Below are 26,274 nucleotides of genomic sequence, written 5' to 3'. Positions count from 1 at the left end.
GAGCAAATGGCGCCAATCAATGTGTTACGTGACCAGCCTACTCCTGCGCTAGTCAGCTTTGCTGTGCTCCGGCTCACATTTTTGCATTGTGTCTTGATGGCGCAACAATGTAACATTGCTGCGAAGAATGTCCTCTCCCTCACCCGTGGCCTTTGATTGACAAAGCCGCCGGCCTTGGGAAAAATCGCGCCTCCCTTCGAGAGGCCGCCACATGACCATGTTCACGATTTCCCCCATCCCGCCGACGCTGATCCACGGTGCAGTCGAGCTCGAGCATACCGAGGCAGGCGTCCTGCCGCACCGCCTGCCGGTCTGGGCGCGCGCGCAGTGCCGGGATGCGCAGCTGGCGATGGCGCAGTCGCAGCCTTCCGGCGTGCGCCTGGCCTTCCGCACCACGGCCAGCATGGTCGAACTGGTGACCCTGCCCACCAAGCGCCGCTACCGCGCCATGGCGCCGCGGCCGGACGGCGTGGTCGACCTGCTGGTCGACGGCGTCTTGCTGCAGCAAGCCAGCGCGGCGAGCGGCACGATCTTGCACATCGACATGGTGAGCGGCGCGACCACCGTCGAGCCCGGCACACCGCAAACCCTGCGCTTCGCCGACTTGCCGGAGGGCGACAAAATGGTCGAACTCTGGCTCCCGCACGACGAAACCACCGAACTGGTGGCGCTGCATGCGGATGCGCCGATCGCACCCCTGCCGCGCGCGGGCAAGCGCCGCTGGCTGCACCACGGCAGTTCGATCAGCCAGGGTTCAAACGCAACGCACCCCACCGGCATCTGGCCAGCGGTGGCGGCCGGCCGCGCCGGCGTCGATTTGCTCAACCTCGGTTTCGGCGGCAGCGCACTGTTGGACCCGTTCACGGCGCGCACGATCCGCGACCTGGAGGCTGACCTGATCAGTCTCAAGATCGGCATCAACCTGGTGAACCTCGACCTGATGCGCCTGCGCGCCTTTGGTCCGGCGGTGCATGGTTTCCTCGATACGATCCGGGAAGGCCATCCGAGCACGCCCTTGCTGGTGATCTCGCCGGTGTTTTGCCCGATCCATGAAAACAACCCGGGCCCGACGCTGGTCGACGGCAAATCCTTGGCCAAAGGGCAGTTGCGCTTCCGTACGACGGGCACCGAGGCCGAAGTCCGGCAAGGCAAGCTGACGCTGGCCGTCATCCGCGCCCAGCTGGAACAGATCGTGCGCGAACGGGCGCAACACGACGCTGCCATCCACTATCTGGACGGCAGGGAGCTATACGGTGAGCAAGATAATGCGCGCCTGCCGCTGCCGGACGAACTGCACCCCGACGCCGAAGCGCACCGCCTGATCGGCGAACGCTTCCACGACAAGGTCTTCGCCGGCGGCGTGTTCGGCGCGCGGGGCGGAGTTCACGCGCCGCCGGCGTAACCGTTCTGGCGCCAGGCCTCGTACACCACGACCGCCACCGTATTGGAAAGATTCAGGCTGCGGTTGTCGGGCATCATCGGCAGGCGGATGCGCTGGCCGAGTGGGAAGGTCTCGCGCAGGGCCGGGTCGAGGCCGCGCGATTCGGCGCCGAAGACGAACACGTCGCCCGGCTGGAATGCCGCGTCCGCAAACGGCGCGGAGCCGTGGGTGGTGAGCGCGAACATGCGCGCCGGGTCCGGTTTGGCATCCGCCAGGAATGCTTCCCAGTTCTTGTGCACCTTCATGGTCGCATAGTCGTGGTAATCGAGACCGGCGCGGCGCATCTTGGCGTCGTCGAGAGGAAAGCCGAGCGGCTCGATCAGGTGCAATTGCACGCCGGTGTTCGCGCACAGGCGGATGACGTTGCCGGTATTCGGCGGGATTTCCGGTTCGACCAGGACGACGTGGAACAAAATCTTTCTCCTAATGGCTATGCATGGGGCGGGGTGCGGGCGAACACGAAGTTCGTCACGCGCGCCGCGCCGGCGGCTTTCAATACGCCGGCCAGTTCATCGAGTGTGTGGCCACTGGTCATGACGTCGTCCACCACGCCGACATGCCGTCCCGCCAGCGGCAGCTGTCCGTCCGCCAGCGCAAAGGCGCCGCGCACGTTGCGGCGCCGTTCGCCGGGCGCCACCCCCGACTGGGCCGCCGTCTCGAGCACGCGCTCGAGCAGGCGCGGCGCGAGCGGGATGCCGAGTCCTTGCGCCAGCGGGCGCGCCACCTCCAGCGCCTGGTTGTAGCCGCGTTCGACCAGCCTGCGCGGCCCCAGCGGCACCGCGCACAGCAGGTCGGGCAGGGGAGCGCCGCTTGCCAGGGCCGCCTTGCGCAGCCGCGCCGCCATCCAGGGCGCCAGCGCCAGCCGGGCGCTGAATTTCAATCCCAGCACCAGGCTGTCGAGCGGCGCCGCATAGTCGCAGGCGGCGACGGTGGCGTCGAAGGCCGGCGCGTCGGCCAGGCAGGCGCCGCAATGCCGCCCGGTGTCGCCGGCGGCGGCCGGGTTGGCGCAGCAAGGGCAACGCGGACGTCCTCCAGCGGCATAGGCCAGCGAGCAGGCCCGGCACACCGCCGCGTCCTGCACCGCGCCGCACAGCGCGCAGCTGGAGGGCAGCAAGGCCTGCAGCAATAGCCGGGGCAGGGCGCGCAGGCGAGATGTCGGGGAAAGCATGGGCATCGGCTGAACTATGCGCAACCATGTACACTCCGCCATTATCTCATTTGTCCGCTTCACCACCATGGCCGCACCACAATCCCCTTCCAAGATGAGCGCGCCGATCGACCCCGATCGCGTCCGCACCCTGTTCGCCCGCCCGGAGCGCGTCGCCCCGTCCGACTTCCTGCGCCGCGAGATCGCCACCCGCATGCACGAGCGCCTGCAACTCGTGAAGATCCTGCCGAAGCAGGTGCTCGATGCCGGCTGCGGCGCCGGCGCCGACCTCGCCTTGCTGCAGAAGACTTATCCTGCGGCCCAGATCCTCGGCATCGATGCGGCGCCGGCGATGGCGGCCGCCGCCAGGGCGCCGGCCCCGAGCACCCGTTCGCTGAACCAGATGCTCAGCCGTTTGCTGCCGGCCAAGGCCGGCGTCGACATCCTGTGCGGGGACTTCGGCCAGCTGCCCTTCGGGGCGAACTCGCTCGACCTGCTGTGGTCGAACCTGGCGCTGCACTGGCATCCGCAACCCGACCGCGTGTTCGCCGAGTGGCGCCGCGTGCTGCGCGTGGATGGCTTGCTGATGTTCTCGAACTTTGGCCCCGATACTTTCACCGAACTGCGCAGCGCCTTCGCCGCCATGGACGAGACGCCGCACACCTTGCCCTTCGTCGACATGCACGATTTCGGCGACCAGCTGGTGGAGGCGGGCTTTTCCACGCCGGTGATGGACATGGAGCGTATTACCGTCACCTACGATACGGCGGCCAGCCTGCTTGCGGACGTGCGCGCGATCGGCGGCAATCCGCTGGCCACGCGCAGGCAGGGGCTGGTCGGGCGCGCGGCCTGGCAGCGCATGCTCGATGCCCTGGAGGCGGGGCGGCGTCCGGACGGCAAGCTCGGCCTGACCTTCGAGGTCATCTATGGCCACGCCTTCCGTCCGGCGCCACGGGTGACGGCATCCGGCGAAGCCATCGTGCGCTTCCAGCCGCGCAAGCCGGACTGAGCCTGCTTTATTTATGTTGCATTGCACCTACGGAAGAGACATACCCAGGATGCCCCGTTGCTCCCCGGCGGGTGGATTTTCCTTGAATAAAAATTACTGGTTTGGATATAATCAATCGCTATTTTTGTCGCCAAGTAAGAAAAATCGCTGAAAAATCGAGCACTTCGCGGCACAAAATAGAATTGAATTGCAGCATTAGCAGAGCCGCCGGCGACCCCGGCGTGGAGGTTGACCCACCGTTCCGCAGCGCAATTTCGCGGTATTGGTATGTGCCTTTCTGCGAACACGTTTCGGAGCGGCGGCAGTTCGTTCATGGAGCTGCCGACCGTTAAAAATATTTTTATTTTGGGTGGTTGGGGACAACATGACATATGCAACGCGACTTGGGGCCATGCTGTTCGGCCTCGCAGCAACGGCCGGCATCCCAGCATGGGCAGCCGATCCGAACATCACGGGCCGGCCGCAGGAACACCAGTTGAACATGCAGACCCCCGTGAGCGCTGTCGGCCACGACATCTACGACCTGCACAACTGGATGATGATCGTCTGCCTGGTGATCTTCGTCGGCGTGTTCGGTGTCATGTTCTATTCGGTGTTCAAGCACCGCAAGTCGCTCGGCCACAAGCCCGCCACCTTCCACGAATCGACCGCCGTCGAGATCGCCTGGACCATCGTTCCCTTCCTGATCGTCATCGGCATGGCCTTGCCGGCCACCCGCACCGTGGTCGCCCTGAAGGACACCTCGAACGCCGACATCACCATCAAGGCCACCGGCATGCAGTGGAAATGGGGCTACGACTACCTGAACGGCGAAGGCGAAGGCATTTCCTTCCTGTCGAACCTGTCGACCCCGCGCAGCCAGATCGGCCTGCCAGGCGAAGCCGCTACCGAAAAGAAAGGTGAAAATTACCTGCTGGAAGTGGACAACGAGATGGTGGTCCCGGTCGGCAAGAAGATCCGCATGGTGTTCACCGCCAACGACGTGATCCACGCCTGGACCATCCCCGCCTTCGCCATCAAGCAGGACGCCATCCCCGGCTTCGTGCGCGACGGCTGGTTCAAGGCCGACAAGGTCGGCGTCTACCGCGGCAACTGCGTCGAGCTGTGCGGCAAGGACCACGCCTTCATGCCGATCGTCGTGCGCGTCGTCTCCGCCGAGGATTACACTGCCTGGGTGGCCGGCGAGAAGAAGAAAATGGCGGCACTGGCCGACGACCCGAACAAGGTCTGGACCATCGATGAACTGAAGACCCGCGGCGAGCAAGTGTACGCCGCCAACTGCGTGGCTTGCCACCAGGCCAACGGCAAGGGCATCCCGAACGCCTTCGCGTCGCTGGACGGCTCGCCGAACGTGCTGGGCGCCAAGGCGCACCAGATCGAGATCCTGCTCAACGGCCAGGATACCCCGGCCTTCCCGTCGGCAATGCCGGCCTGGAAGCAGCTGTCGGACACCGAGATCGCCGCCGTGATCACCTATACCCGCAACACCTGGTCGAACAAGGCTGCGGAAAACATCGTGCAACCGGCCGAAGTGCTGGCCGCACGCAGCAAGTGATTAGCTCTTCAGCTTCAGGGAAATCGACATGACTACCAGCACCATCGACCACGGCCACGACCACGCGCACGATCACGCTCATGATCATGCGCACGACCATCCGAGCGGCTATCGCCGCTGGCTGTTCGCCACCAACCACAAGGACATCGGCACCCTGTACCTGTGGTTCTCCTTCATCATGCTGCTCTCGGGCGGCGTGCTGGCGCTGATGATCCGCACCGAGCTGTTCGAGCCGGGCCTGCAGTTCTTCCGCCCCGAATTCTTCAACCAATTGACCACCATGCACGGCCTGGTGATGGTGTTCGGCGCGATCATGCCGGCCTTCGTCGGCTTCGCCAACTGGATGCTGCCGCTGCAGGTCGGCGCTTCCGACATGGCCTTCGCGCGCATGAACAACTTCTCGTTCTGGCTGCTGCCGCCGGCCGCGATCCTGCTGGCCGGTTCGTTCTTCTCGCCGGGCGGCGCCACCGCCGCCGGCTGGACCCTGTATGCGCCGCTGTCGACCCAGATGGGCCCGGGCATGGACATGGCGATCTTTGCCATGCACATCATGGGCGCCTCGTCGATCATGGGTTCCATTAACATCATCGTCACCATCCTGAACATGCGCGCACCGGGCATGACCCTGATGAAGATGCCGATGTTCTGCTGGACCTGGCTGATCACCGCCTTCCTCTTGATCGCCGTGATGCCGGTGCTGGCGGGCGCGATCACCATGACCCTGACCGACCGCCACTTCGGCACCTCCTTCTTCAATGCGGCAGGCGGCGGCGACCCGGTGATGTACCAGCACATCTTCTGGTTCTTCGGCCACCCCGAGGTCTACATCATGATTCTGCCGGCCTTCGGCATCGTCTCGCAGATCATCCCGGCCTTTGCCCGCAAGCCCCTGTTCGGCTATGCCTCGATGGTGTACGCGACCGCGTCGATCGCGATCCTCTCCTTCATCGTCTGGGCCCACCACATGTTCACCACCGGCATGCCGGTGACCTCGCAGCTGTTCTTCATGTACGCCACCATGCTGATCTCGGTGCCGACCGGCGTGAAGGTGTTCAACTGGGTCGCCACCATGTGGAAGGGCTCGATGACTTTTGAAACCCCGATGCTGTTCGCGGTCGGCTTCATCTTCGTGTTCACCATGGGCGGCTTCACCGGCCTGATCCTGGCGGTGACCCCGATCGACATCCAGGTGCACGACACCTATTACGTGGTGGCGCACTTCCACTACGTGCTGGTGGCGGGCTCGCTGTTCGCCCTGTTCGCCGGCTATTACTACTGGGCGCCGAAGTGGACCGGCTATATGTACAACGAACTGCGCGGCAAGATCCACTTCTGGCTGTCGCTGGTCACCTTCAACATCACCTTCTTCCCGATGCACTTCCTGGGCCTGGCCGGCATGCCGCGCCGCTATGCGGACTACGCGACCCAGTTCACCGACTTCAACATGATCGTGTCGATCGGCGCCTTCGGCTTCGGCCTGTCGCAGGTCTACTTCCTGTTCGCGGTAGTGCTGCCGAACATCCGCGGCGGCAAGAAGGCGGAAGCCAAGCCATGGGAAGGCGCGGAAGGCCTCGAGTGGACCGTGCCGAGCCCGGCGCCGTTCCACACCTTCGAAACCCCGCCGCTGGTGAAATGATCATGAATCAGGACCCGCGCAAGGCGAGCAACCTCAAGACCGCCCTGGTGCTGGGCGGGATCGCGCTGTTCTTCTTCGCCAGCGTGTTCGTCAAGTTCACGCTGTTGAGCTGAGATGACGCCGATCAGCAGCCGTGTCAGGCGCCTGAACCGCTCCACCCTGGGGAAACTGGTGGTGGTGGCGGTGATGATGTTCGGCTTCGGCTATGCGCTGGTGCCGATGTACCGCCAGATCTGCGAGGTGCTCGGCATCAATGTGCTGACCCAGAAGGGCGACTTCGTCGAGGCGCCGGTGAATTCCCAGATCGACAAGACGAGGAAGATCGTCGTCGAGCTGGACGGCAATGCGCAGGGGCCATGGCGTTTCCGCCCGACCCAGCGCACGATCGAAGTGCACCCGGGCGAACTGGCCACTGTGACCTATGAGGTGGTGAATACCCAGGGCAGGGCGGTCAAGGCGCAGGCGATTCCGAGCTACGCGCCGCAGGCGGCGACGCCGCACTTCATGAAGGTGGAGTGCTTCTGTTTCCGCGAGCAGACCTTGCAGGCGCATGAGGCGCGCCAGATGCCGGTGGTATTCTTCATCGACCCCAAGCTGCCGCGCGAGGTGAAGAACATCACGCTGTCGTACACCTTCTTCGAGATCGGCGGCATGACGAAGACCGCGGCGGCGCCGGCGGGGACGGTGGTGAAGTAAATGAGCGACAACCCGCTCCAGCGCAAGGCCAGTTTCCTGGCCACGATGAAGGCCGTGTTCTGGTCCTTCTTCGGGGTGCGCAAGCGCAGCGATTACGAGAAGGATGCGGCCAACCTGAATCCGGTGCACGTGATCATCGCCGGCCTGATCGGGGCCGCGGTCTTCATTGGATTGATCATGCTGGCGGTGCGGTTCGCGGTAAGCGCATAGAACACGATCGACGTCGCCGCAACTGCGATGCCGATACCTGACACAACGTCGCCCCGGCGCAGGCCGGGGCCCAAGTTTCGCGATTCAGAGTTACCGATAATTCAGAAGAGTTGAGGAGATGAAGATGAGTTCGCCACAAACCGCGCCCCACTATTTCGTACCCGGTCCCTCCCGCTGGCCGATGAGCGCCGGCATGTCGATGCTGGTGACCATGATCGGCGCATCGGCCTGGGTCAACAGCGCCGCCTGGGGCCCCGCCGTGTGCCTGGCCGGCATCGCCGCGATGCTGGTGGTGCTGTATTTCTGGTTCGGCGACGCGATCGGCGAATCCGAATCCGGCATGTACAGCCGCAACATCGACCTGTCCTTCCGCTGGTCGATGAGCTGGTTCATCTTCTCGGAAGTGATGTTCTTCGCCGCCTTCTTCGGTGCGCTGTTCTATGCCCGCGCGATCACCATGCCGTGGCTGTCGGACCTCGACCACAAGATCCTGTGGCCGGACTTCGCGCCGACCTGGGGCAATACCGGCCCGGCCGGCGTGGTCGACGGCTTCCAGACCATGGGCCCGTTCCCGATTCCGACCATCAACACCGCGCTGCTCCTGATGTCGGGCGTCACGCTGACCATCTCGCACCACGCGCTGCGCGCCGGCCACCGCGGCAAGACCGCCTTCTGGCTCGCCGCCACCATCCTGCTGGGCGCGGTCTTCATGGGCTTCCAGGTCTATGAATACATGCACGCCTACCAGGAACTGAACCTGAAGCTGACCTCGGGCATCTACGGCTCGACCTTCTTCATGCTGACCGGCTTCCACGGCTTCCACGTGACCATGGGCGCGATCATGCTGTCGGTGATCCTGTACCGTGTGCTGAAAGGGCACTTCACGGCCGACAACCACTTCGGCTTCGAAGGCGCGGCGTGGTACTGGCACTTCGTGGACGTGGTGTGGCTGGGCTTGTACGTCGTCGTCTACTGGCTGTAGTTGTAGGGTGGGCGGAGGACCGCCCACCCTACGATGAAGCGGCAGGCAAGCAGCCGGTAGAGGCCAGCCCGTTCGTTGGAGATGCAATCCCTTATCGAATACCCGTCGGCGCAATCCACCCCATCTTGTAGGCGCCGAGCAGGCACAGGAACAAGGTGATCGACAAGCCGACCCGCATCGCCAGCGCATGCACGGTGCGGTTGCTCTGGCCCTTGTCGCGCATCAGGAAGAACAGGGCCGAGCCGAGGCTGGCGAGAATCAGGATGAAGGCAATGGCAACAAGCAGTTTCATGGTCGGCCCGGGAAAGGTTGAGGCTTCATTGTAATGCGCTTCCGTTTCCAATTTCGCCTTATTCCATTCATCGCCGCATTGCTTCTTGCCCTGCTGGGTATTGCACTAGGTAACTGGCAACAGGGCAGGGCAGCCCAGAAACTGGCGGTGCAGGAAAAGCTCAGCGCCTTCGCGGCCGCGCCGCCCGTCGCGCTCGGCCCCACCATCACCCCCGCCGCCGCACTCGAATACCGCCGCGTCACCGTCACCGGCGAATTCGTCGCCGGCTGGCCGCTGTTCCTCGCCAACCGCCCGATGGCGGGCCGCTCCGGCTACTACCTCGTGATGCCGTTTAAAATAGCGGGTTCGGGCACACATGTGCTGGTGATGCGCGGCTGGCTGCCGCGCGAAGCGGAATACGGCAAGCTGCCGGCATTCACGACCCCGGGCGGTGTGGTGAGGATCGAAGGCATTGTTGCAAGCTCGGCCGGCCACGTGATGGACATCGGCACGGCTGCGCCCCTGGCGCCGCGCGCCATCGTCCAGAACATCGATCCGGCGGCAATGGCCGGCGCCGCCGGCTTGACGCTGCAGCCCTTCTTCGTGCAGCAGACCGGGCCGGACGTGCCGGGCGAGTCCCTGCTGCGCGCCTGGCCGGCGCCCTCGAGCGGCATCGACAAGCACCGGGGCTATGCCTTCCAGTGGTATGCGCTGGCGGCGATGGCGGTCCTGTTCTTCGTGATCACCGGATTCCGAAGTGGAGCGAAGCGAGGACATGCAGGCAACGACAAACCAGGAACCCACCATGCAGGAAACCGTGAAGCAGGAAGCAGCGATGCAGGACGCAAGCAAGCAGGACGCAACTAAGCAGCCGGCACCCGATCCCGTCCAGGCCCGCAAGCGCGGCCGCTGGAAGCTGTTCGCCGTGCTGCTGGTGTGCGCGGCGCCGATGATCCTGTCCTACCTGACGTATTACGTCATCAAGCCCAGCGGTCGCACCAACTACGGCGCCCTGATCGACCCGCGCACGCGCCCGATCCCGGCCATGGCCAGCACCACCCTCGACGGCCGCCCGGAAACCCTGCAGGCGTACGCCGGCAAGTGGATCATGCTGAAGGTCGGCGGCGGCGAATGCCTGGAGGCCTGCCAGAAGCAGCTGTTCGCCATGCGCCAGTGGCGCCTGATGCAGGGCAAGAACATGGACCGGGTGGAGCGGGTCTGGCTGGTGACGGACGACCAACCGCTCGACACCATGACGATCCGCCAGTACGACGGCATGCACCTGCTGCGCGCTCCAGGCGACGTCGTGGCGAAATGGCTGCCGGCGGAGGGGGGCACCCAGCCGTCCGACCATATCTACCTGATCGACCCGCTCGGCAACCTCATGATGCGCTTCCCGGCCGACCCTGACCCGCGCAAGGTCTACAAGGACATCGCCAAACTGCTCAAGGCATCGGCGATCGGCTGACCGGCGGCCACCGCGCCAATGCACCAATGCACGAATACGCCGGCGCAGCGGCGCAGCGGCTTGGCGGCGCGGCAGCGTATCGGCGCACCAGCGCCGCCGCACATCGGCGCGCCGCTGCCGTGAGAAAATCCTGCCGCCCCACCGATTCACCGTTTCACTGCATCACCTCGGATAAACCATGCAAGCTTCCTCCCTGTTGCAACTCGCCCTGATGGGCATCCTCGTGGCGATCCTGCCGCTCTCGATGGTCTGGATGTCGGCCGACGCCAATAAATTCCGCAAGCTGGTCTGGGTCGCGGTCTTCCTGACCTTCGACCTGATCGTGTTCGGCGGCTTCACCCGCCTCACCGATTCCGGCCTGGGCTGTCCGGACTGGCCGGGCTGCTACGGCATGGCCAACCCCTTCCTGGCGCACGAGCAGATCTCGGCGGCCCAAACGGCCATGCCGACCGGCCCGGTCACCGTCGCCAAGGCCTGGATCGAAATGATCCACCGCTACTTGGCCATGGGCATCGGCGTCATCATCATGGCGCTGCTGTTCACCTCCATCGTCCAGTGGCGCAAGACCAGGATGCAGGCCTTCAAGCCGGCCATCCCGCTCGCGCTGTTCGTCTTCGTCTGCATCCAGGGCGCGTTCGGCGCCTGGACCGTCACCCTCAAGCTGCAGCCGGCGATCGTCACCATCCACCTACTGCTGGGCATGGGCCTGCTCGCGTTGCTGGCCTGGCTCGGCGGACGCGAAGACTTCCTGATGCAGCCGCCGGCGCCCACGACCGACACCGCCGCGCTACGCCGCATCCGCGTCCTCGCCATCCTGGCGGCCGTGGTGATCGCGGCCCAGATCGCGCTCGGCGGGTGGGTAAGCACTAACTATGCGACCCTGGCCTGCGACGAATTCCCCCTGTGCGATGGCTATGTGGTGCCGCCGATGGACTTCGAGCATGGTTTCCACCTGTGGCGCGAACTCGGCAAGACGGCGGCGGGCCACTATCTGCCGTTCTCGGCCCTGGTGGCGATCCACTGGGTGCACCGCAACTTCGCCATCGTCGTCGTGGCGGTGCTCGGCCTGCTGGTATGGCGCGCCTGGCGCCAGCCCTACCTGGCGAAACACGCGCGCCTGCTGGCGCTGGTATTGTTCGTCCAGCTGATGACGGGCGTGGCCACGGTCTACTTCGACTTCCCGCTCGCCATTGCTGTGATGCATAACGCAGGGGCAGCCCTGCTGGTCCTGCTGGCGACCATGTTAAACTACCGGGTGAAGTACCAATTAGACGTGAACCGCGCGAGGTCGGCAGTATGACGAGCCGCGCGATCCGGCCCGCGCAATCGCGTGCCGGCCCAGCCAGCTCCCCATCGATGACGACCCAGACAGCCCTCCACAAGCCTCCGAGCCGCGTTGCCCAATATTGGGCCCTGACCAAACCACGGGTCACGCAGCTGGCCGTGTTTTGCGCGGTGATCGGGATGTTCCTCGCCACCGACGGCTTCCCGGGCTGGCAGGTGCTGGTGGCCGGCACCGCCGGCATCTGGCTGCTGGCCGGCGCCGCCTTTGCCGTGAACTGCCTGGTCGAAGCCGAGATCGACGCCCGCATGGCGCGCACCGCCCGCCGCGCCACCGCGATGGGCGAACTCACCAGCAGCCAGACGATCACCTTCTCGGCGATCATCGGCGGCCTCGGCATGTATGTGCTGTACGCATTCGTCAATCCGCTCACCATGTGGCTGACCTTCGTCACCTTCGTCGGTTACGCCTTCATCTACACCATGCTGCTCAAGCCGGCCACGCCGCAGAACATCGTCATCGGCGGCCTCTCGGGCGCGATGCCGCCGGCCCTCGGCTGGGCCGCCGTCGCCAACGAAGTGCCGATGGAAGCCTGGCTGCTGGTGCTGATCATCTTCGTGTGGACCCCGCCGCACTTCTGGGTGCTGGCCATGTACCGCCGCGACGACTACGCGCGTTCCGGCCTGCCGATGCTGCCGGTCACCCACGGCATGGCATATACCGGCCTGCAGGTCTGGCTGTATACCATCGCGCTGGCCGCGACGACCCTGTTGCCCTGGGCTACCGGCATGAGCGGCCTGATCTACCTGGCCGCCGCCGTGGCCCTCATCATTCCCTACCTGCGCCACTCGTGGCGGGTACACCGCCACTACAGCGACATGGCGGCGCGCAATGCCTTCACCTATTCGATCGTCTACCTGTCGCTGCTGTTCGCCGCCCTACTGGTGGACCATTACTTCAAGTTCTGAGCCATGAAAAAACTCCTGACCGTGCTGGTGATGTCATTGGCCGTGCTGGCCGCCGGCTGCGACAAGCTGGCGAGCAAGCCGCTGGCCTTCAACAACACCGACGTGACCGGTCTGGACTACGCCAAGGGCTTTTCGCTGCTTGATCACACCGGCAAGCCGCGCACCCTGCAGGACTTCCGCGGCAAGCTCGTGGTGCTGTTCTTCGGCTATACCCAGTGCCCTGACGTGTGCCCGACCACGATGGCCGAGATGGCCGCCGTGATGAAGGACCTGGGCCCGGCCAGCAAGGACGTGCAGGTGCTGTTCGTCACGCTCGACCCCGAACGCGACACCCAGGAACTGCTCGCCGCCTACGTGCCGGCCTTCCACCCCTCGTTCATCGGCCTGTACGGCGACAAGGAAGCCACTGCGCGCACGGCCAAGGAATTCAAGGTGTTCTACGCCAAGGTGCCGTCCGGTGACGACCCGAAGAACTACACGGTGGACCACACCGCCGGCAGCTACGTCTTCGACCGCGAAGGCAAGCTGCGCCTGTTCGTCCGCCACGGCAACGGCCCGGGTCCGTTGGCGGCGGACCTGCGCCAACTCTTGTAAGCGACCCGAAGGCAAGCTCTTCCTGAGCCAGCCTTCCTAAGTCATCTTTAACAAGCGTCCTGCTATGATGGTGTAAACACCACTCGACAGGGACGGCATGGAACAACGTCAAGGCAGGAACTACACCCGCATCGCCATTGTCGTCCTGCTGACGCTGGGCTGCCTCTACGTCCTGAAACCCTTCCTGGCAGCGATCCTGTTCGCGGCCTGCGTCGTGATCTCTTCCTGGCCCCTGTACCTGCGCCTGCAGGTGGCGATGCGCGGCCGCCGCACCCTGGCGGCGCTGACCATGACGCTGTCGCTCACCCTGCTCATCATCATCCCGCTGTCGATGGTCGCCTACAACCTGGTGGACGACGTCGCGCGCGGCTTTTCCGAACTGCGGGTGGCGATCGAACACCGCGAACTGCTGCCGCCGGACTGGGTGCGCGAGATCCCGCTGGTCGGCGCATCGATCGACACCTACCTGCGCGAGCTGGTCGCCAGCCGCGAACAGATGGTGGCCCTGGCCCAGCGCATGCTGGAGCCGGCGCGCCGCTACCTGGTCACCGGCGGCCTGGTGCTCGGCACCGGCGTGGTTCAGCTCAGCCTGGCGGCTTTCGTCAGCTTCTTCTTCTACCGCGACGGCAAGGCCCTGCTCGAGGTGGTCAACGTGACCATGCGGCGCGTGATGGGCGAGGGCGCCGATTCGGTCTCGACCACGGTCAGCCAGACCGTGCGCGGCGTCATGTACGGTCTGCTCGGCACCGCACTGGCCCAGGCCCTGGTGGCGGCGATCGGCTTCGCCATCGCGGGCGTGCCGGCGGTGCCGCTGCTGTCGGTGCTGATCTTCATCTCGTCCCTGATCCCGGTCGGCCCGCCCATCATCTGGGGCGGCGCGGCATTCTGGCTGTTCCTGCAGCACGAGACCGGCTGGGCGATCTTCATGGTGGTCTGGGGCACCGTCCTGATCAGCGGCGTCGACAACATCGTGCGCCCGATGCTGATCAGCCGCGGCAGCAGCCTGCCGTTCCTGCTCACCCTGCTCGGGGTGCTGGGCGGCGTGATCGCCTTCGGCTTCGTCGGCATGTTCATCGGGCCGACCCTGCTGGCGGTGGGCTACAGCCTGATGACGGAATGGACGGGGACGCCGGACCGGGTCATCCGGCAGGACCAGAACACGGTCTGAACGGGATTAGCGAGGTATCCGCCGGGCGGAAACGCGTCGACCTCGTTCTGGAATCGCTTGATGGCTTGGCCGGATCGCTCTCCGCCCGAGCCATAGCGGATCCTATTGCTCGTCCTCCGGCCGCAGCGGCGAGTACTGCCAGTCGAAGTCCCGCAGCACGGCGGCCGCTTCCCCATCGCAGTCCGCGCGATAATGATGTTGGTGCGCAAACGCCATCGACGGCAAACCGTGTCCGAACCCCTGTGCGTGCAAGACAGCCTCGAAGGGCTCGAGCGGACCGTAAGCGTGGATCATGTTGTGCCGGTCCCAGACCACGGTCGCATTCTCGCTGAACGAGTGGGCCCAGAGATCGAACCGCGCGTCCGCGCGCAGTAAGCCGGCATGGCGCTCCAGGAAGGCGCGCACATCGGCGAGTTCGAGCTCGGGACTCTGGTAGCGGCCCGCCTCGCCCTCGCCGCGCGGCGTATGCAGCACATAGAGCAGGGCATACGGGCCGCCGACCGCTTCGACTAGGCTTAGCAACACGTTCGGGTCGCCGCCCGGCGCGGTCGCCACCAGGCGTTCGGCGCCGCCAGTGGTGTCCCTGGCACACACGGCCGGATGCGTGTGCTCGACCCATTCACCGCCGACTTGGTGCCACAGTTTTTGCATGCGCATCGGCCGCGGGCAGGATCAGGAGGCGCTTGCCGCGCCATCGAGCGCCGCAATGATGCGCGCCGCCAGGGCCTGCAGTTCGCCGATATCGGCCTGCGCGCTGGCATGCGGCTTCAAGGGCGCGGCCTGCTGGCGAGGCACGATGTGGAAGTGCACGTGCGGCACGGTCTGCCCCGCCGCGGCGCCATTGAACTGGGCCACCATGATGCCGGGCGATCCCAGCGCCGCCTTGACCGCCGCCGCCACCTTCTTGGTGGTGCGGATGCAGGCGGCCGCGCCGTCGTCCGACAGCGCGAACAGCTCCGCCGCCGGCTCCTTCGGCAGCACCAGCACGTGGCCTTCGGCCTGCGGCATGATGTCCATCATCGCGAGCGTGTGCTCGTCCTCGTAGACCTTTACGCAGGGCAGCTCGCCGCGCAGGATGCGGGCAAAGGGGTTGCCGGAATCGTAGTCCATGGGTTTCCTTTCGAAGGTCATGGGGCAGGGGGCGAAGCGAGCAGCAGCTGCTTCATGGTATCGCCGTTGAAGCGCACGAAGTCTTCCACGAACTGGCGGCTTTCCAGCGCAAAGGCGTCAGACCCGCGCCGCGAGGTATAGTTCAGCTTCAGGAACTTGCCGAGGCCGGTCGTCATCAGGATCAGGTGGGTTTGCCGGACGACGCTGCCATCGAGCTGCGCCATGTCGGAGGTGAACGTGCGCATCTCGGCCTTTGCCGCCCTGCCGTCGGCCTCGATCGACGGCGTTCCCGAGGCGATCTCCTTGCCGTTGCTGAACGGCGCCTTGTTGCTCGAGATGATGGTGCCTTGGACGGCAAGTCCGAGCGCTTCCTTGAACGGCGCGCTGTCCACGCCCGTCGGCAGGTTCTTGTGGCCCATATCGTAGACGCAGAGCTGGGCGCGCGCCTCCGGATGCGCGTACAGGACGCAGTAGCCGAGCTTGTCGTCACCGAAGGTCACCATGCGCTGGTAGCCGAGCTGACCCAGCATTTTCGGGAAACGCAGGCCGGTCGCCAGGTCGGCATACGATGCGGCTTCTTGTGCGCCTGCGCCTTGGGCGCTCAGGCAAAGCGCGGCGAGCAGGAAGGCCTGCCGCAGGACATTAGGACGCCGGGCTTTCGTCATGCTTGATTCCGTTTCAAGAGTGAAGAAGGGTGAACATGCAGCAGATCGTAGCCACCGCATCGACTCGCTTGTGCACGCAATGTCATGCCGGACCAGGCCCCAGCACGCTGCGCAGCCGCTCGAAATCGATCGGCTTGGTGAGATGATGGTCGAAGCCGGCGTCGAAGGCGCGCTGGCGGTCCTTTTCCTGGCCCCAGCCGGTGGCCGCGATCAGGCGCATGCCGCGCCCGTGCTCGGTCGCGCGCAGGCGCCGCGCCAGCTCGTAGCCGTTCAGGTCCGGCAGCCCGATGTCGAGCAGCGCGACTTCCGGCGCGAAGTCTTCGATCATGGCCAGCGCCTGCTGGGCGCTGTGGGCGGCGCGCACCTCGCAGCCGAACAGCTCGAGCGCCATCAAGAGCATCTCGGCGGCGTCGGCGTTGTCGTCGACCACCAGGATGCGCGCCGGGACCAGCGCGGCTTGCGCGGCGGGCGCCTCGCACGCCACGGCCTGCGCCAGCGGAAGGCGCACCGTGAAGCAGCTGCCGCAGCCTTCGCCGGGACTATCCGCCGCGATGGTCCCGCCATGCAGCTCGACGATGCCCTTCACCAGCGATAGCCCGATCCCGAGGCCGCCGCGCGAGCGGTGCAGCGCCGGCTCCAGCTGCGAGAACATGTCGAACACCGTCGCCAGCGCATGCGCCGGCAGGCCGATGCCGTTGTCGCGCACCGCCAGCACGGCGTGGCCGTCCTCGATGCCGAGGACGAGTCCGATGCGGCCGCCGTCCGGCGTGTACTTGGCGGCGTTGGTCAGCAGGTTCACCAGCACCTGGTTGATGCGGGTCGGGTCGGCGTCGACCGTGACCGGCCCCGCGGGCAGCGCGAGGTCGAGGCGGTGGCCGGCGTGTTCCATCATGCCGGCGGTGTCGCCGACGGCGGCGCTCGCCAGCAGGCACAGGTCGACCGGCCGGCGCCGCAATTCCATCTTGTCCTGGGTGATGCGCGAGACTTCCATCAGGTCGTCGACCAGGTGGGTCAGGTGGTGCAGCTGGCGGTCGAACACGGACAGCAGGCGCGCGTCCAGGGCGCTGCCGTCCTGCCGGTGCTTGAGCACCTCGACCGCGCTGCGCATCGGCGCCAGCGGATTGCGCAGCTCGTGCGAGAGGGTGGCCAGGAATTCGTCCTTCCTGCGGTCGGCGGCCGACAGGGCGGCGTTCAGGGCCTGCAGCCGGCGCTCGGCCACGCGTTGCGCCACGAGCGCGTCCTCGGCCTCCTTGCGCGCGCTGCGCAGCTCGCGCTCGTAGGACTGGCGCTCCGAGGCCATGAACAGCGCCCATTCGTCGCGCGGCTGGCCGTCCAGCGCGCGCCGCACCACGTTGACCAGCATCGGCAGCCGGGTGCCGTCGCGGTGGCGCAGGTCGATCTGCAGCTCGCCGACCGAGCCGCGCATCTGCAGCAGGGGCTGGCAGTGGGTGTGGTGGAACAGGCGCGCGCCGACCGTCATCAGGTCCTGGATGCGCACGATGCCGGCCAGCTCGTGCGCGCCGAAGCCGAGCCAGCGGCAGGCGGTGGCGTTGGCGCGCAGCAGCAGGCCGTCGGGGGTGCTGAGCAGGAGGCCGCAGGGGGCGTCGTCGTAAAAGGCGTCGGCAGGGAGCGGCGCGCCGTCCATGGCTCAGTGGCGCAGTTCTGCCAGGAAGGCGTCGATGGCGCGCGTGCTGGCGGTGGGGGCGCTCATGTGCGGGCAGTGGCCGATGTTGTCGATCACGTGCAGGACGCTGCGCGGCAGGTGCCGGTGCAGGTAGTCGCCGGCGCTCATCGGCGCGATCAGGTCGTCGCTGCACTGCAGGATCAGGGCCGGGGTGGTTGACAAGGGCAGGTCGGGGCGATGGTCGGACAGGAAGGTCACGCGCGCGAAGTGCCTGGCGATGGTCGGGTCGTTGCGGCAGAAGCTCTCGGTGAGTTCCTCGCGCAGGTCGGGCCGTTCGGGCGCGCCCATGATGGCCGGCGCCAGGCTGCTCGACCAGCCGAGGTAGTTGGCGTCCATGGTCTCGAGCAGTTCCTCGATGTCTTCGCGCTCGAAGCCGCCGATGTAGTCCTCGCCGGCGCGGTCATTGCGCCGGTCATTGATATAGCAGGCCGACGGCGCCACCATGACCTGGGCCGCGAAGCGCTCGGGCGCCTTGATCGTGGCCAGCATGCCGATCATGCTGCTCACCGAGTGGCCGACCAGGATCACCGGGCCGGTGGCGAAGGCGTCGACGATCTCGAGCAGGTCGTCGGCATAGCCGTGCAGGGTGCCGTAGCGTTCGGGGTCGTAGGCGGAAAGGTCGGAGCGGCCGCTTCCGGTCAGGTCGTAGGTGATGACGCGGAAGCGTTCGCGGTAGGCGGGCGCCATGAAGCGCCACATGGTCTGGTCGCAGCCGAAGCCATGGGAGAACACCATGGTCGCTGCACCGCTGCCGCTGACATGTACGCTGTTCCGGACCTGCACGCTCATTTGCCCCTCATGGAGAAGAGGGCAACATGCAACTATCGGTCGTTCCCTCAACGGCTAGTATGCGTCAGCGTTGTTGCAAGCGCAACAACTATATGCGGGTCAGTCGTGGTCCTCGTCCGGCTCCTCGCGCTCGCCGCGCGGATAGACCTTCACCAGCAGGATGCGCGGCCCGTTCATCTTCTTGACCACGATGTCGAACTGCGGGAAGCCGATGCGCTGGCCCTGTTTCGGGATGTCGCCGAGTTTCGCCATCAGGAGGCCGCCGACCGATTCGACGTCGTCCAGGCCCATCTCCTCGTTGTCGATGTCGATCCCGAGCAGGCGTTCGAGCGAGAAGATCGGCAGGCTGGCCTTGCCGATCCAGGTGCCGTCGGCCTGCGCCAGCCAGTCGTTCTCGTTCATGCGGAACTCGTCGCGGATCTCGCCGACCATCGCGCCCAGCAGGTTGTCGAGCGTGATGAAGCCGACCGGGCGCTTGCCCTTCTCGCCGATCAGGGCGAAGTGCGGGGCGCCGCTGCGGAAACGGCGGAAGATGTCCTGGGCCGGGGTGCGCGCGGAGATCGTCTCCACCGGACGCAGGTGCTGGGTGAGATCGGTGATGGCGCGGCCGGCCTGCTGGGCGAAGAACAGGTCCTTCAGGTGGATCACGCCCAGCACCTCTTCGCCCTCTTCGTCGAAGTAGGGGTAGCGCGAGAAGCGGTTGCGGCGCACCGTCTCCATGTTCTCTTCCAGCGAGCGGTTGGCGTACAGGGCGCTGACCTCGTTAATCGGGCGCATCAGGTCGGACACGGCCAGCTGGCTGAAGTCGAGCGACTGGGCCAGGATGTTGCGCTCGGCGTTCGAGAACTTGTCGCCCGGGGTGCTGGTGCGCAGGATCAGCTTGAGTTCCTCGGTCGAGTAGTGGGTCTCGTGCCCGCCGGCGCCCGAAAGGCCGGCGATGCGCAGCACCATGTTGGCGCTGGCGTTGAGCAGCCAGATCGCCGGATACATCGCCCAGTAAAAGGCGTAGAGCGGGATCGCGGTCCACAGGGCCACCGCTTCCGGAATGCGGATCGCCAGCGACTTGGGCGCCAGTTCGCCGACCACGATGTGGAGGAAGGAGATCACCGAGAAGGCGACCACGAAGGAGACGCCGTGGATCAGCTCGGGCGAGGTCACGCCGAGCAGGGCGAATACCGGTTCGAGCAGGCTGGCGAAGGCCGGCTCGCCGACCCAGCCCAGGCCGAGCGAGGCGAGGGTGATGCCGAGCTGGCAGGCGGAGAGATAGGCGTCGAGCTGGTCGTGGACCTTGCCCAGGATGCGGCCGCGCAGGCCGGCCGTCTTGGCGATGGCGCGCACGCGGGTCTTGCGGAGGGTGACGATACTGAATTCGGCGGCGACGTAGAAGCCGTTCAGCGCCACCAGGAACAGGGCGAGAACGACAAATAGAAAGTTTTCCATATCAAGGGTTGAGTTAACAAAAGGCAAAGCCGGCGTCCATTGTACAGCTCAGCCGCCAATCACGATCCCAATACACCCTGGTGAACGGCGGACAGGATGGCCTCGACGGCCGGATGCTTGATCTTGCGTTCGTTCGACACCGCATAGAAATGCTCGCGCACCTGCGGCACCCGCCCGACCAGCATGGCGCCGAACTGTTCTTCCAGGTCGTGCAGCAGCGCCGCCGGCGCGAAGAACAGGCCGAGTCCGCGCCGCCCGAAGGTGTTGAGCAGCGCGTTGTCCTCGAACTCGCCGACCACGTCGGGGCGCACGTGCTGCAGCTCGAACCACTCGTCGATCTTGCCGCGCAGGGCATTATTGCGCGTCGGCAGCAGGAACGGCGCGCCGTTCAGCGAGCGCGGGAAATCCAGTCCCCAGTCCTTCACCAGGGGCGGGGCGCCGACCACGATGGTCTCGCTGTCCGACAGCAGGTGGCTGAACACGCGCAGGGTGGTGCCGGAGCGCACCGCGCGGTCGGTCAGCACCACGTCCAGCTTGTGCAGGGCCAGGTCGGCCAGCAGCTCGTCGAATTCGCCCTCGTAGCAGACCAGGCGCACCGGGCGCGGCAGCTGGGTGGCGATTTCCAGCAGGCGGTAGGCGGTGAGCTTCGGGAGCGAGTCGGAGATGCCGACTGTCAGCCGGGTGCGCGCGCTGTCCGCTTCCGCCAGCGCTTCCTGCATCTGCTCTCCCAAAAGGAAGATCTGGTCGGCATAGTTCAAGGCAAGGCGCCCGGCCTCGGTTAAAGTCAGGCGCCGGCCCTGCTGGGTGAACAGGACCTTGCCCATGGCCTGTTCGAGCTGGGCCAGCTGGGTGCTGACGGTCTGGATCGCCAGGCCCAGGCGTTCGGCGGCGCGGGTGATGCTGCCTTCCTTGGCGACGACCCAGAAGTAGTACAGGTGACGGAAATTCGGGGGACTGTGGTTCATTTCTTCGGTTTTATAGGAGCAATTCTTCGAATATCTTCGCTTTTTTAATACGAGCCGAGACTCTACACTGCGTTGGTCGGTTCAACAACAACGAAGTCAACACTTAAAACTTCAACGAGAGGGAAACACATACATGAAGCACTTTACGTGGTCATTCATCGTGACCGCAGTCTGCATGGCATTGGCAGGCTGGTGGGGTTACGACCATGGCGGCATTGCGGGGATGGTGACGGCGCTCGGCGTCACGGCCATCCTGTCGGTCATGGAAGTCTCGCTGTCCTTCGACAACGCGGTGGTCAACGCCTCGGTGCTCAAGGGCTGGAACGAGTTCTGGCTCAAGCTGTTCCTGGGCCTGGGCATGATCATCGCCGTGTTCGGCATGCGCCTGGTGTTCCCGCTGGTGATCGTCGCCGTCGCGGCCGACCTCGGCATCACCGAAGTCTGGAACCTGGCCCTGACCAACCCGAAGGAATTCTCCTCGCACCTGACCAACCACCACGCTGAAGTGGCGGCCTTCGGCGGCATGTTCCTGCTGCTGGTGTTCCTGAACTTCCTGCTGGACGACGAGAAGGAAGTGCACTGGCTCGGCAATATCGAGCGCAAGCTCGGTTCGCTGGGCAAGGTGTCCTCGATCTCGGTGCTGGTGGCCCTGGGCGCGCTGCTGTACTCGGCCAGCTGGGTGCCGGAAGCGCAGAAGATGGTGGTGCTGGTCGCCGGCCTGTGGGGCATCCTGGTCTACATCGGCGTCGACATGATCTCCAGCCTGCTGGAAAAGAGCGAGTCGGATGAGAACAGCAACGTGGGCAATATGGTCAAGACCGGCGGTATCGGCGGCTTCCTCTACCTCGAAGTGCTGGATGCATCGTTCAGCTTCGACGGCGTGATCGGCGCCTTCGCCATCACCCAGGACGTCGTGATCATCATGCTGGGCCTGGCGATCGGCGCGATGTTCGTGCGTTCGATGACGGTCTACCTGGTGCGCCAGGGCACGCTGGACGAGTTCGTCTACCTGGAGCATGGCGCGCATTACGCGATCGGCATCCTGGCGGTGATCATGCTGGTCAGCATGCACATGCACGTGCCGGAGCTGATCACCGGCGGCGTCGGCGTGGCCTTCATCCTGGCTTCGCTGTGGAGCTCGATCAAGCACAAGAAGCAGCACGCGGCGATCGGCGCGTAAGTTTGACGGCGGGTGGCGATCCCACCCGCCCGCAGGACCGCACGCGGAGCGGCAGAACACCAACTCCGCATGCGTATCACCACGGTGTTCAGGCAGTACCTATTTTTAGGAGAGTCACAATCATGGCAATCAGTCTGCAAAAAGGCGGCAACGTCAACCTGTCGAAAGAAGCTCCGGGCCTCGTCAACCTGAAGGTCGGCCTGGGCTGGGATACCCGCGCCACCGACGGCGCGGCGTTCGACCTCGACGGCGCGGTGTTTCTGCTGAATTCGTCGGGCAAGGTGCGCGCGGATGGCGACTTCATCTTCTACAACAACCTGAAGTCGAGCGACGGCTCGGTGGTCCACTCGGGCGACAACACCACCGGCGCCGGCGACGGCGACGACGAGACCGTCTCGATCGACCTCTCGAAGGTCCCGGCCGACGTCGACAAGGTCGTGCTGGCCGTGACCATTCACGACGCCGAAGCGCGCCGCCAGAACTTCGGCATGGTCGGCAAGGCCTTCATCCGCTGCGTCAACGCGGCCAACAACAGCGAGATCGCACGCTACGACCTGTCGGAAGACAGCTCGACCGAAGCGGCAATGATCTTCGGCGAGGTGTATCGTAACGGCGCCGACTGGAAATTCCGCGCCATCGGCCAGGGCTTCAACGGCGGCCTCGGCCCCCTGGCCCGCAACTACGGCGTCAACGTTTAATCACACGCCCGCAGCCCGTACCGAGGGTGCGGGCAGTACCTGAAAGGAAGTCCAATGCCAGTATTTACCGTGACCGGGGACGTCGATCCCTTCCTGCATGTCTCGATGCGGCGCGGCGAAACCATCTATTGCGAATCGGATGCGATGGTGATGATGGAATCGACGCTCGACCTGAAAGGCAAGATGAAGGGGGGCCTCGGCAGCGCGCTGATGCGCACCTTCGCCAACGGCGAGTCGTTCTTCCAGCAGCACATCGAGGCGACCCGCGGCGACGGCGACTGCCTGCTGTCGCCGACCCTGCCGGGCGCGATGCAGACCATCGACTGCGGTCCGAACCAGTACATCATCAGCGACGGCGCGTTTGTGGCCGCCACCTCGGGCGTGGACCTGAAGGTGCGCACCCAGAGCCTGGGCAACGCGCTGTTCGCCCAGAGCGGCGGCTTCTTCGTCACCGAGACGACCGGCAGCGGCCAGGTGGTGGTGTCGGGCTTCGGCTCGATGTCGATGCTGGAGGTGGAACCGGGCAAGGACGCGATCATCGACAACTCGCACGTGGTCTGCTGGGACAGCGGCCTGCGCTACGAGATCTCGATCACGACCGGCCAGAGCGGCGGCTTCCTGGGTAACCTGATCAACAGCCAGACCAGCGGCGAGGGCATGGTGCTCCGCTTCTCGGGCAAAGGCAAAGTCTACGTATGTTCGCGCAACCGGATGGCATTCAAGGCCTGGATGCAGGCTCCGGCGCGCTAAAAAGGAGAAACAAATATGTCAGTCAATCTGCAGAAGGGCCAGAAGATCTCGCTGGACAAGGAAGCCGGCGGCGGCCTGTCGAAAGTGACCATGGGCCTGGGCTGGGACGTGGCCAAGTCGAAGGGCTTCTTCGGCTTCGGCGGCGGCGCCGGCCAGCCGGTCGACCTCGACGCCTCGGTCGTGATGTTCGACGAATCGAACCGTCCGGTCGACGTGGTGTGGTTCCGCCAACTGAAGAGCAAGGACGGCAGCATCACCCACACCGGCGACAACCGCACCGGCGCGGGTGATGGCGACGACGAGCAGATCATCGTCGAGCTGTCGCGCGTGCCGGCCACCGTGAAGTCGCTGGTGTTCACCGTGAACAGCTTCACCGGCCAGAACTTCTCGACCGTGGAAAACGCCTACTGCCGCCTGATCAACGCCGGCAACAACCAGGAAGTCGCGCGCTTCAACCTGTCGGTGCAGGGCTCGCACACGGCGCAGATCATGGCGAAGCTGTATCGCCATAACGGCGAGTGGAAGATGCATGCGATCGGGGAGAACGGCTCCGGCCGCACCTTCGACGATCTGATGCCGCTGATTACGCCGCATCTGTAAGAAGTGAAGCCGGGCTTGCCCGGCTTTTTTCATGTGCTACAACGGCAGCCAGACGGTGAAGGTGCAGCCGCTGCCGCTTCCCTCGCTGTGGGCATGCACCTCGCCGCCATGCAGTGTCACCAGGGTGCGCACCAGCGCCAGTCCTATTCCCAATCCACCCTGCGAGCGGTCCGGGGTGCGCTCGGCCTGCGTGAACAGGTCGAACACGTGCGGCAGCAGGGCGGCGTCGATGCCGATGCCGTCGTCGACGATGCAGAAGCGCAGGCGCGCGCCGTCCAGGGTCACGCGCAAGCTGATGGTCCCGCCGCGCGGCGTGTACTTGGCGGCGTTGTTGAGCAGGTTGGTCAGCACCTGCACCAGGCGGGTCGGATCGACGTCGACCCGCGCGCTTGCCGCCTCCGGCGCCACCTCGGCCACGAAGGCATGGCCGTGCGTCTCCATCAGGGGGCGCGACTGCTCGACGGCGCTGGCCACCAGGCTGTTGACGACCACCCGGCGCCGCTCCAGCTTGATCAGGCCGCGCGTCACGCGCGAGACGTCCAGCAGGTCGTTGACCAGCGCGGTCATGTGCTTCACCTGGCGCCCGATCACCTCGCTGGAGCGCTTGATGTGTGCGGGGCTGCTGGAGATCCTCAGCACGTCGGCGGCCGCGGATATCGGCGCCAGCGGGTTGCGCAGCTCGTGCGCCAGCATGGCGAGGAATTCGTCCTTGCGCCGGTCCTGCTCGCGCAGCGATTCGTAGAGGCGGGCGTTCTCGAAGCCATTGGTGGCGATCGCGCCCAGCTGCACCAGGATCGCCTCGTCGTCCTCGCTGAAGCCGCCCGGCTTGTCCCAGGCCTCGAGAATGCCGATCTGGCGCCCCTTGCGGCTCACCAGCGGCACCGAAAGCCATTCCGCATCCGGTGAAACGTCAGGATGCGGCTGCGGTTCGGGTCCCAGCGTGATCCGGACGTGTTCGACGCCGATGATGGCGCTGGCTTCGCGGACCAGGGCGTCGCGGATCTCCGCGGCGGAGACCAGGGTATGCAGGGCGCGCGTGGCGCCGGCTACTTTTGCGAGCAGGAGAGCCTGGCGCTGTTCGCGCTCGAGGCGCCCGGCCAGCTCGGTCTGGGCCATGACGATGTCATGGATGTCGCGGTTGGCGCCGATCCACTCGCGCACGGCGCGGTCGTTGCCCAGGATCGGTACGCCCTTGACGGCAGTCCAGCGGTACTCGCCATCGTGGCGGCGCAGGCGGTATTCGGTTTCGTAGACGCCGGCCTCGGCGACAGCGCGCTGGAACGCGGCCATGGTGCGCGCACGGTCGTCCGGATGGATGGCTTCCAGCCAACCGTGCCCCTTGGCGGCTTGCATATCCTGGCCCGTGAAAGCGCACCAGGACGACGACTCTTCGACGATGCCGCCATCCGGCCCCACGGTCCAGATGACCTGCGCGGTCGCCATCACGAGCGAGCGGAAACGCTCCTCGCGCACGCGCAGTGCAGCCTCGGCCTCGATGCGATCCGTAATGTCTTCGTGCATCAGCATCACTTCGAGGATGCGTCCTTCGCCATCCTCGATCGGGTGAGCACGCGCGGTCACCCAGCGCTTGCGGGAAGAGGCGCCGAGTACGCCGACGTCGTAGTGAATGGCTGGAATCTCCACCGATTCGCCGGCGATCGCGCGGCGCAGGAAATCCACAACGCCGCACTTCAGCAGTTGCCGATCCTCTAGCACGTTGTAGCCGCCGCCCAGCACCAGCGCATACAGGTCGCCGCCCGCGTGGATATGCCACAGGTCTTGCCAGGCCTGGTTGACGCGCAAGGTAAAGCCGCGCGGATCGAGAATCTGGATGCTCACGGGCGCCTGCTCGAACAGCTCGCGGAAGCGGACGTCAGGCGTGGCCTGCGGTGGTGGATGGTCTTGCTGTGTCATGGTCGGAGTAGGAGGCGCGCGGAACCGGGCGCTGGCGCATGATGTCACAGAA

Annotated in this window: 29 protein-coding genes; 18 read left to right on the top strand and 11 right to left on the bottom strand. The window is 65.5% G+C overall.

Features of this window, described 5'->3' with window-relative positions; genetic code table 11:
- Positions 1-211 precede the first annotated feature (211 nt).
- Positions 212-1,402 carry a GDSL-type esterase/lipase family protein gene (locus tag LQ564_RS17630; RefSeq protein ID WP_231059425.1) on the top strand — a complete coding sequence of 397 codons (1,191 nt, stop codon included), beginning with the start codon at positions 212-214 and terminating at the stop codon, positions 1,400-1,402.
- Here the strand turns inward: LQ564_RS17630 and trmL are convergent.
- On the bottom strand, positions 1,384-1,854 hold the full coding sequence (trmL, locus tag LQ564_RS17625) for a tRNA (uridine(34)/cytosine(34)/5-carboxymethylaminomethyluridine(34)-2'-O)-methyltransferase TrmL (RefSeq protein WP_231059424.1): 471 nt from the start codon (positions 1,852-1,854) through the stop codon (positions 1,384-1,386). The genes LQ564_RS17630 and trmL overlap by 19 nt on opposite strands.
- Before the next feature lie 17 nt (positions 1,855-1,871).
- The gene (locus LQ564_RS17620) at positions 1,872-2,609 is read right to left on the bottom strand and encodes a ComFC family protein (protein WP_231059423.1); all 738 of its coding nucleotides are present in this window, start codon (positions 2,607-2,609) and stop codon (positions 1,872-1,874) included.
- Positions 2,610-2,676: 67 nt separating this feature from the next.
- On the opposite strand from LQ564_RS17620, the gene LQ564_RS17615 reads away from it, so the two are divergent.
- The 7 genes from LQ564_RS17615 to LQ564_RS17585 all read left to right on the top strand — a co-directional run bounded on the left by LQ564_RS17615 (position 2,677) and on the right by LQ564_RS17585 (position 8,676).
- Positions 2,677-3,597, top strand: a complete 921-nt coding sequence (locus tag LQ564_RS17615) for a methyltransferase domain-containing protein (RefSeq protein ID WP_231059422.1) — start codon at positions 2,677-2,679, stop codon at positions 3,595-3,597.
- A 364-nt stretch (positions 3,598-3,961) separates the two neighbouring features.
- The gene (coxB, locus tag LQ564_RS17610) at positions 3,962-5,152 is read left to right on the top strand and encodes a cytochrome c oxidase subunit II (RefSeq protein WP_231059421.1); all 1,191 of its coding nucleotides are present in this window, start codon (positions 3,962-3,964) and stop codon (positions 5,150-5,152) included.
- A 28-nt stretch (positions 5,153-5,180) separates the two neighbouring features.
- Positions 5,181-6,788 carry a cytochrome c oxidase subunit I gene (ctaD, locus tag LQ564_RS17605; protein ID WP_231059420.1) on the top strand — a complete coding sequence of 536 codons (1,608 nt, stop codon included), beginning with the start codon at positions 5,181-5,183 and terminating at the stop codon, positions 6,786-6,788.
- Between the two features lie 2 nt (positions 6,789-6,790).
- Positions 6,791-6,901 (top strand): cytochrome oxidase small assembly protein, encoded by a 111-nt coding sequence (locus LQ564_RS17600; RefSeq protein ID WP_231059419.1) that lies wholly within the window; start codon positions 6,791-6,793, stop codon positions 6,899-6,901.
- A 1-nt stretch (position 6,902) separates the two neighbouring features.
- Entirely contained in the window at positions 6,903-7,484 is a 582-nt protein-coding gene (locus LQ564_RS17595) for a cytochrome c oxidase assembly protein (protein ID WP_231059418.1), read from the top strand.
- Entirely contained in the window at positions 7,485-7,694 is a 210-nt protein-coding gene (locus LQ564_RS17590; protein WP_231059417.1) for a DUF2970 domain-containing protein, read from the top strand.
- A 124-nt stretch (positions 7,695-7,818) separates the two neighbouring features.
- Positions 7,819-8,676, top strand: coding sequence for a cytochrome c oxidase subunit 3 (locus tag LQ564_RS17585; protein ID WP_231059416.1), 858 nt, complete (start codon positions 7,819-7,821; stop codon positions 8,674-8,676).
- Positions 8,677-8,767: 91 nt separating this feature from the next.
- Here LQ564_RS17585 and LQ564_RS17580 read toward each other — a convergent pair whose 3' ends face one another.
- Positions 8,768-8,968: a twin transmembrane helix small protein gene (locus LQ564_RS17580; RefSeq protein WP_231059415.1), complete on the bottom strand. Its 201-nt coding sequence runs from the start codon at positions 8,966-8,968 to the stop codon at positions 8,768-8,770.
- Between the two features lie 33 nt (positions 8,969-9,001).
- On the opposite strand from LQ564_RS17580, the gene LQ564_RS17575 reads away from it, so the two are divergent.
- The 6 genes from LQ564_RS17575 (at position 9,002) to LQ564_RS17550 (ending at position 14,427) form a co-directional block, all read left to right on the top strand.
- Entirely contained in the window at positions 9,002-9,814 is an 813-nt protein-coding gene (locus tag LQ564_RS17575; RefSeq protein WP_231059414.1) for an SURF1 family protein, read from the top strand.
- The gene (locus LQ564_RS17570; RefSeq protein ID WP_231059633.1) at positions 9,783-10,415 is read left to right on the top strand and encodes an SCO family protein; all 633 of its coding nucleotides are present in this window, start codon (positions 9,783-9,785) and stop codon (positions 10,413-10,415) included. The genes LQ564_RS17575 and LQ564_RS17570 overlap by 32 nt, the downstream gene beginning before the upstream one ends.
- A gap of 178 nt (positions 10,416-10,593) precedes the next feature.
- Entirely contained in the window at positions 10,594-11,715 is a 1,122-nt protein-coding gene (locus LQ564_RS17565) for a COX15/CtaA family protein (protein WP_231059413.1), read from the top strand.
- Between the two features lie 56 nt (positions 11,716-11,771).
- On the top strand, positions 11,772-12,665 hold the full coding sequence (gene cyoE / locus LQ564_RS17560) for a heme o synthase (protein WP_231059412.1): 894 nt from the start codon (positions 11,772-11,774) through the stop codon (positions 12,663-12,665).
- A gap of 3 nt (positions 12,666-12,668) precedes the next feature.
- Positions 12,669-13,259: an SCO family protein gene (locus tag LQ564_RS17555; protein WP_231059411.1), complete on the top strand. Its 591-nt coding sequence runs from the start codon at positions 12,669-12,671 to the stop codon at positions 13,257-13,259.
- Between the two features lie 97 nt (positions 13,260-13,356).
- On the top strand, positions 13,357-14,427 hold the full coding sequence (locus tag LQ564_RS17550) for an AI-2E family transporter (protein ID WP_231059410.1): 1,071 nt from the start codon (positions 13,357-13,359) through the stop codon (positions 14,425-14,427).
- Positions 14,428-14,529: 102 nt separating this feature from the next.
- On the opposite strand, the gene LQ564_RS17545 is transcribed toward LQ564_RS17550, so the two are convergent.
- The 7 genes from LQ564_RS17545 to LQ564_RS17515 form a co-directional block, all read right to left on the bottom strand.
- On the bottom strand, positions 14,530-15,078 hold the full coding sequence (locus LQ564_RS17545; RefSeq protein ID WP_231059409.1) for a hypothetical protein: 549 nt from the start codon (positions 15,076-15,078) through the stop codon (positions 14,530-14,532).
- Positions 15,079-15,099: 21 nt separating this feature from the next.
- Complete coding sequence (locus tag LQ564_RS17540) at positions 15,100-15,537, bottom strand: HIT family protein (RefSeq protein WP_231059408.1); 438 nt, start codon at positions 15,535-15,537, stop codon at positions 15,100-15,102.
- 17 nt (positions 15,538-15,554) lie between these two features.
- Entirely contained in the window at positions 15,555-16,202 is a 648-nt protein-coding gene (locus tag LQ564_RS17535; protein ID WP_231059407.1) for a hypothetical protein, read from the bottom strand.
- 82 nt (positions 16,203-16,284) lie between these two features.
- The gene (locus LQ564_RS17530; RefSeq protein WP_231059406.1) at positions 16,285-17,847 is read right to left on the bottom strand and encodes a hybrid sensor histidine kinase/response regulator; all 1,563 of its coding nucleotides are present in this window, start codon (positions 17,845-17,847) and stop codon (positions 16,285-16,287) included.
- A 3-nt stretch (positions 17,848-17,850) separates the two neighbouring features.
- Positions 17,851-18,675, bottom strand: coding sequence for an alpha/beta fold hydrolase (locus LQ564_RS17525; RefSeq protein ID WP_231059405.1), 825 nt, complete (start codon positions 18,673-18,675; stop codon positions 17,851-17,853).
- Positions 18,676-18,774: 99 nt separating this feature from the next.
- Positions 18,775-20,115: a hemolysin family protein gene (locus tag LQ564_RS17520; protein WP_231059404.1), complete on the bottom strand. Its 1,341-nt coding sequence runs from the start codon at positions 20,113-20,115 to the stop codon at positions 18,775-18,777.
- Positions 20,116-20,174: 59 nt separating this feature from the next.
- Entirely contained in the window at positions 20,175-21,080 is a 906-nt protein-coding gene (locus LQ564_RS17515; protein ID WP_231059403.1) for a LysR family transcriptional regulator, read from the bottom strand.
- A gap of 133 nt (positions 21,081-21,213) precedes the next feature.
- Here LQ564_RS17515 and LQ564_RS17510 point away from each other — a divergent pair, with 133 nt between their 5' ends.
- From LQ564_RS17510 to LQ564_RS17495, 4 genes are all read left to right on the top strand, one after another.
- A complete protein-coding gene (locus tag LQ564_RS17510) occupies positions 21,214-22,260 on the top strand; it encodes a DUF475 domain-containing protein (RefSeq protein ID WP_231059402.1) in 1,047 nt (348 codons plus the stop codon).
- A gap of 122 nt (positions 22,261-22,382) precedes the next feature.
- A complete protein-coding gene (locus tag LQ564_RS17505; protein WP_231059401.1) occupies positions 22,383-22,958 on the top strand; it encodes a TerD family protein in 576 nt (191 codons plus the stop codon).
- Positions 22,959-23,012: 54 nt separating this feature from the next.
- On the top strand, positions 23,013-23,708 hold the full coding sequence (locus tag LQ564_RS17500) for a TIGR00266 family protein (RefSeq protein ID WP_159696373.1): 696 nt from the start codon (positions 23,013-23,015) through the stop codon (positions 23,706-23,708).
- A gap of 15 nt (positions 23,709-23,723) precedes the next feature.
- Positions 23,724-24,308 carry a TerD family protein gene (locus LQ564_RS17495; protein WP_231059400.1) on the top strand — a complete coding sequence of 195 codons (585 nt, stop codon included), beginning with the start codon at positions 23,724-23,726 and terminating at the stop codon, positions 24,306-24,308.
- A 36-nt stretch (positions 24,309-24,344) separates the two neighbouring features.
- Here the strand turns inward: LQ564_RS17495 and LQ564_RS17490 are convergent, their stop codons facing one another.
- Entirely contained in the window at positions 24,345-26,222 is a 1,878-nt protein-coding gene (locus LQ564_RS17490) for a sensor histidine kinase (RefSeq protein ID WP_231059399.1), read from the bottom strand.
- Positions 26,223-26,274: the final 52 nt, after the last annotated feature.

It is taken from the genome of Massilia phyllostachyos (assembly GCF_021044825.1).
GTDB lineage: Bacteria > Pseudomonadota > Gammaproteobacteria > Burkholderiales > Burkholderiaceae_D > Telluria > Telluria phyllostachyos.
This window is presented reverse-complemented; position numbering and strand designations above follow the sequence as displayed.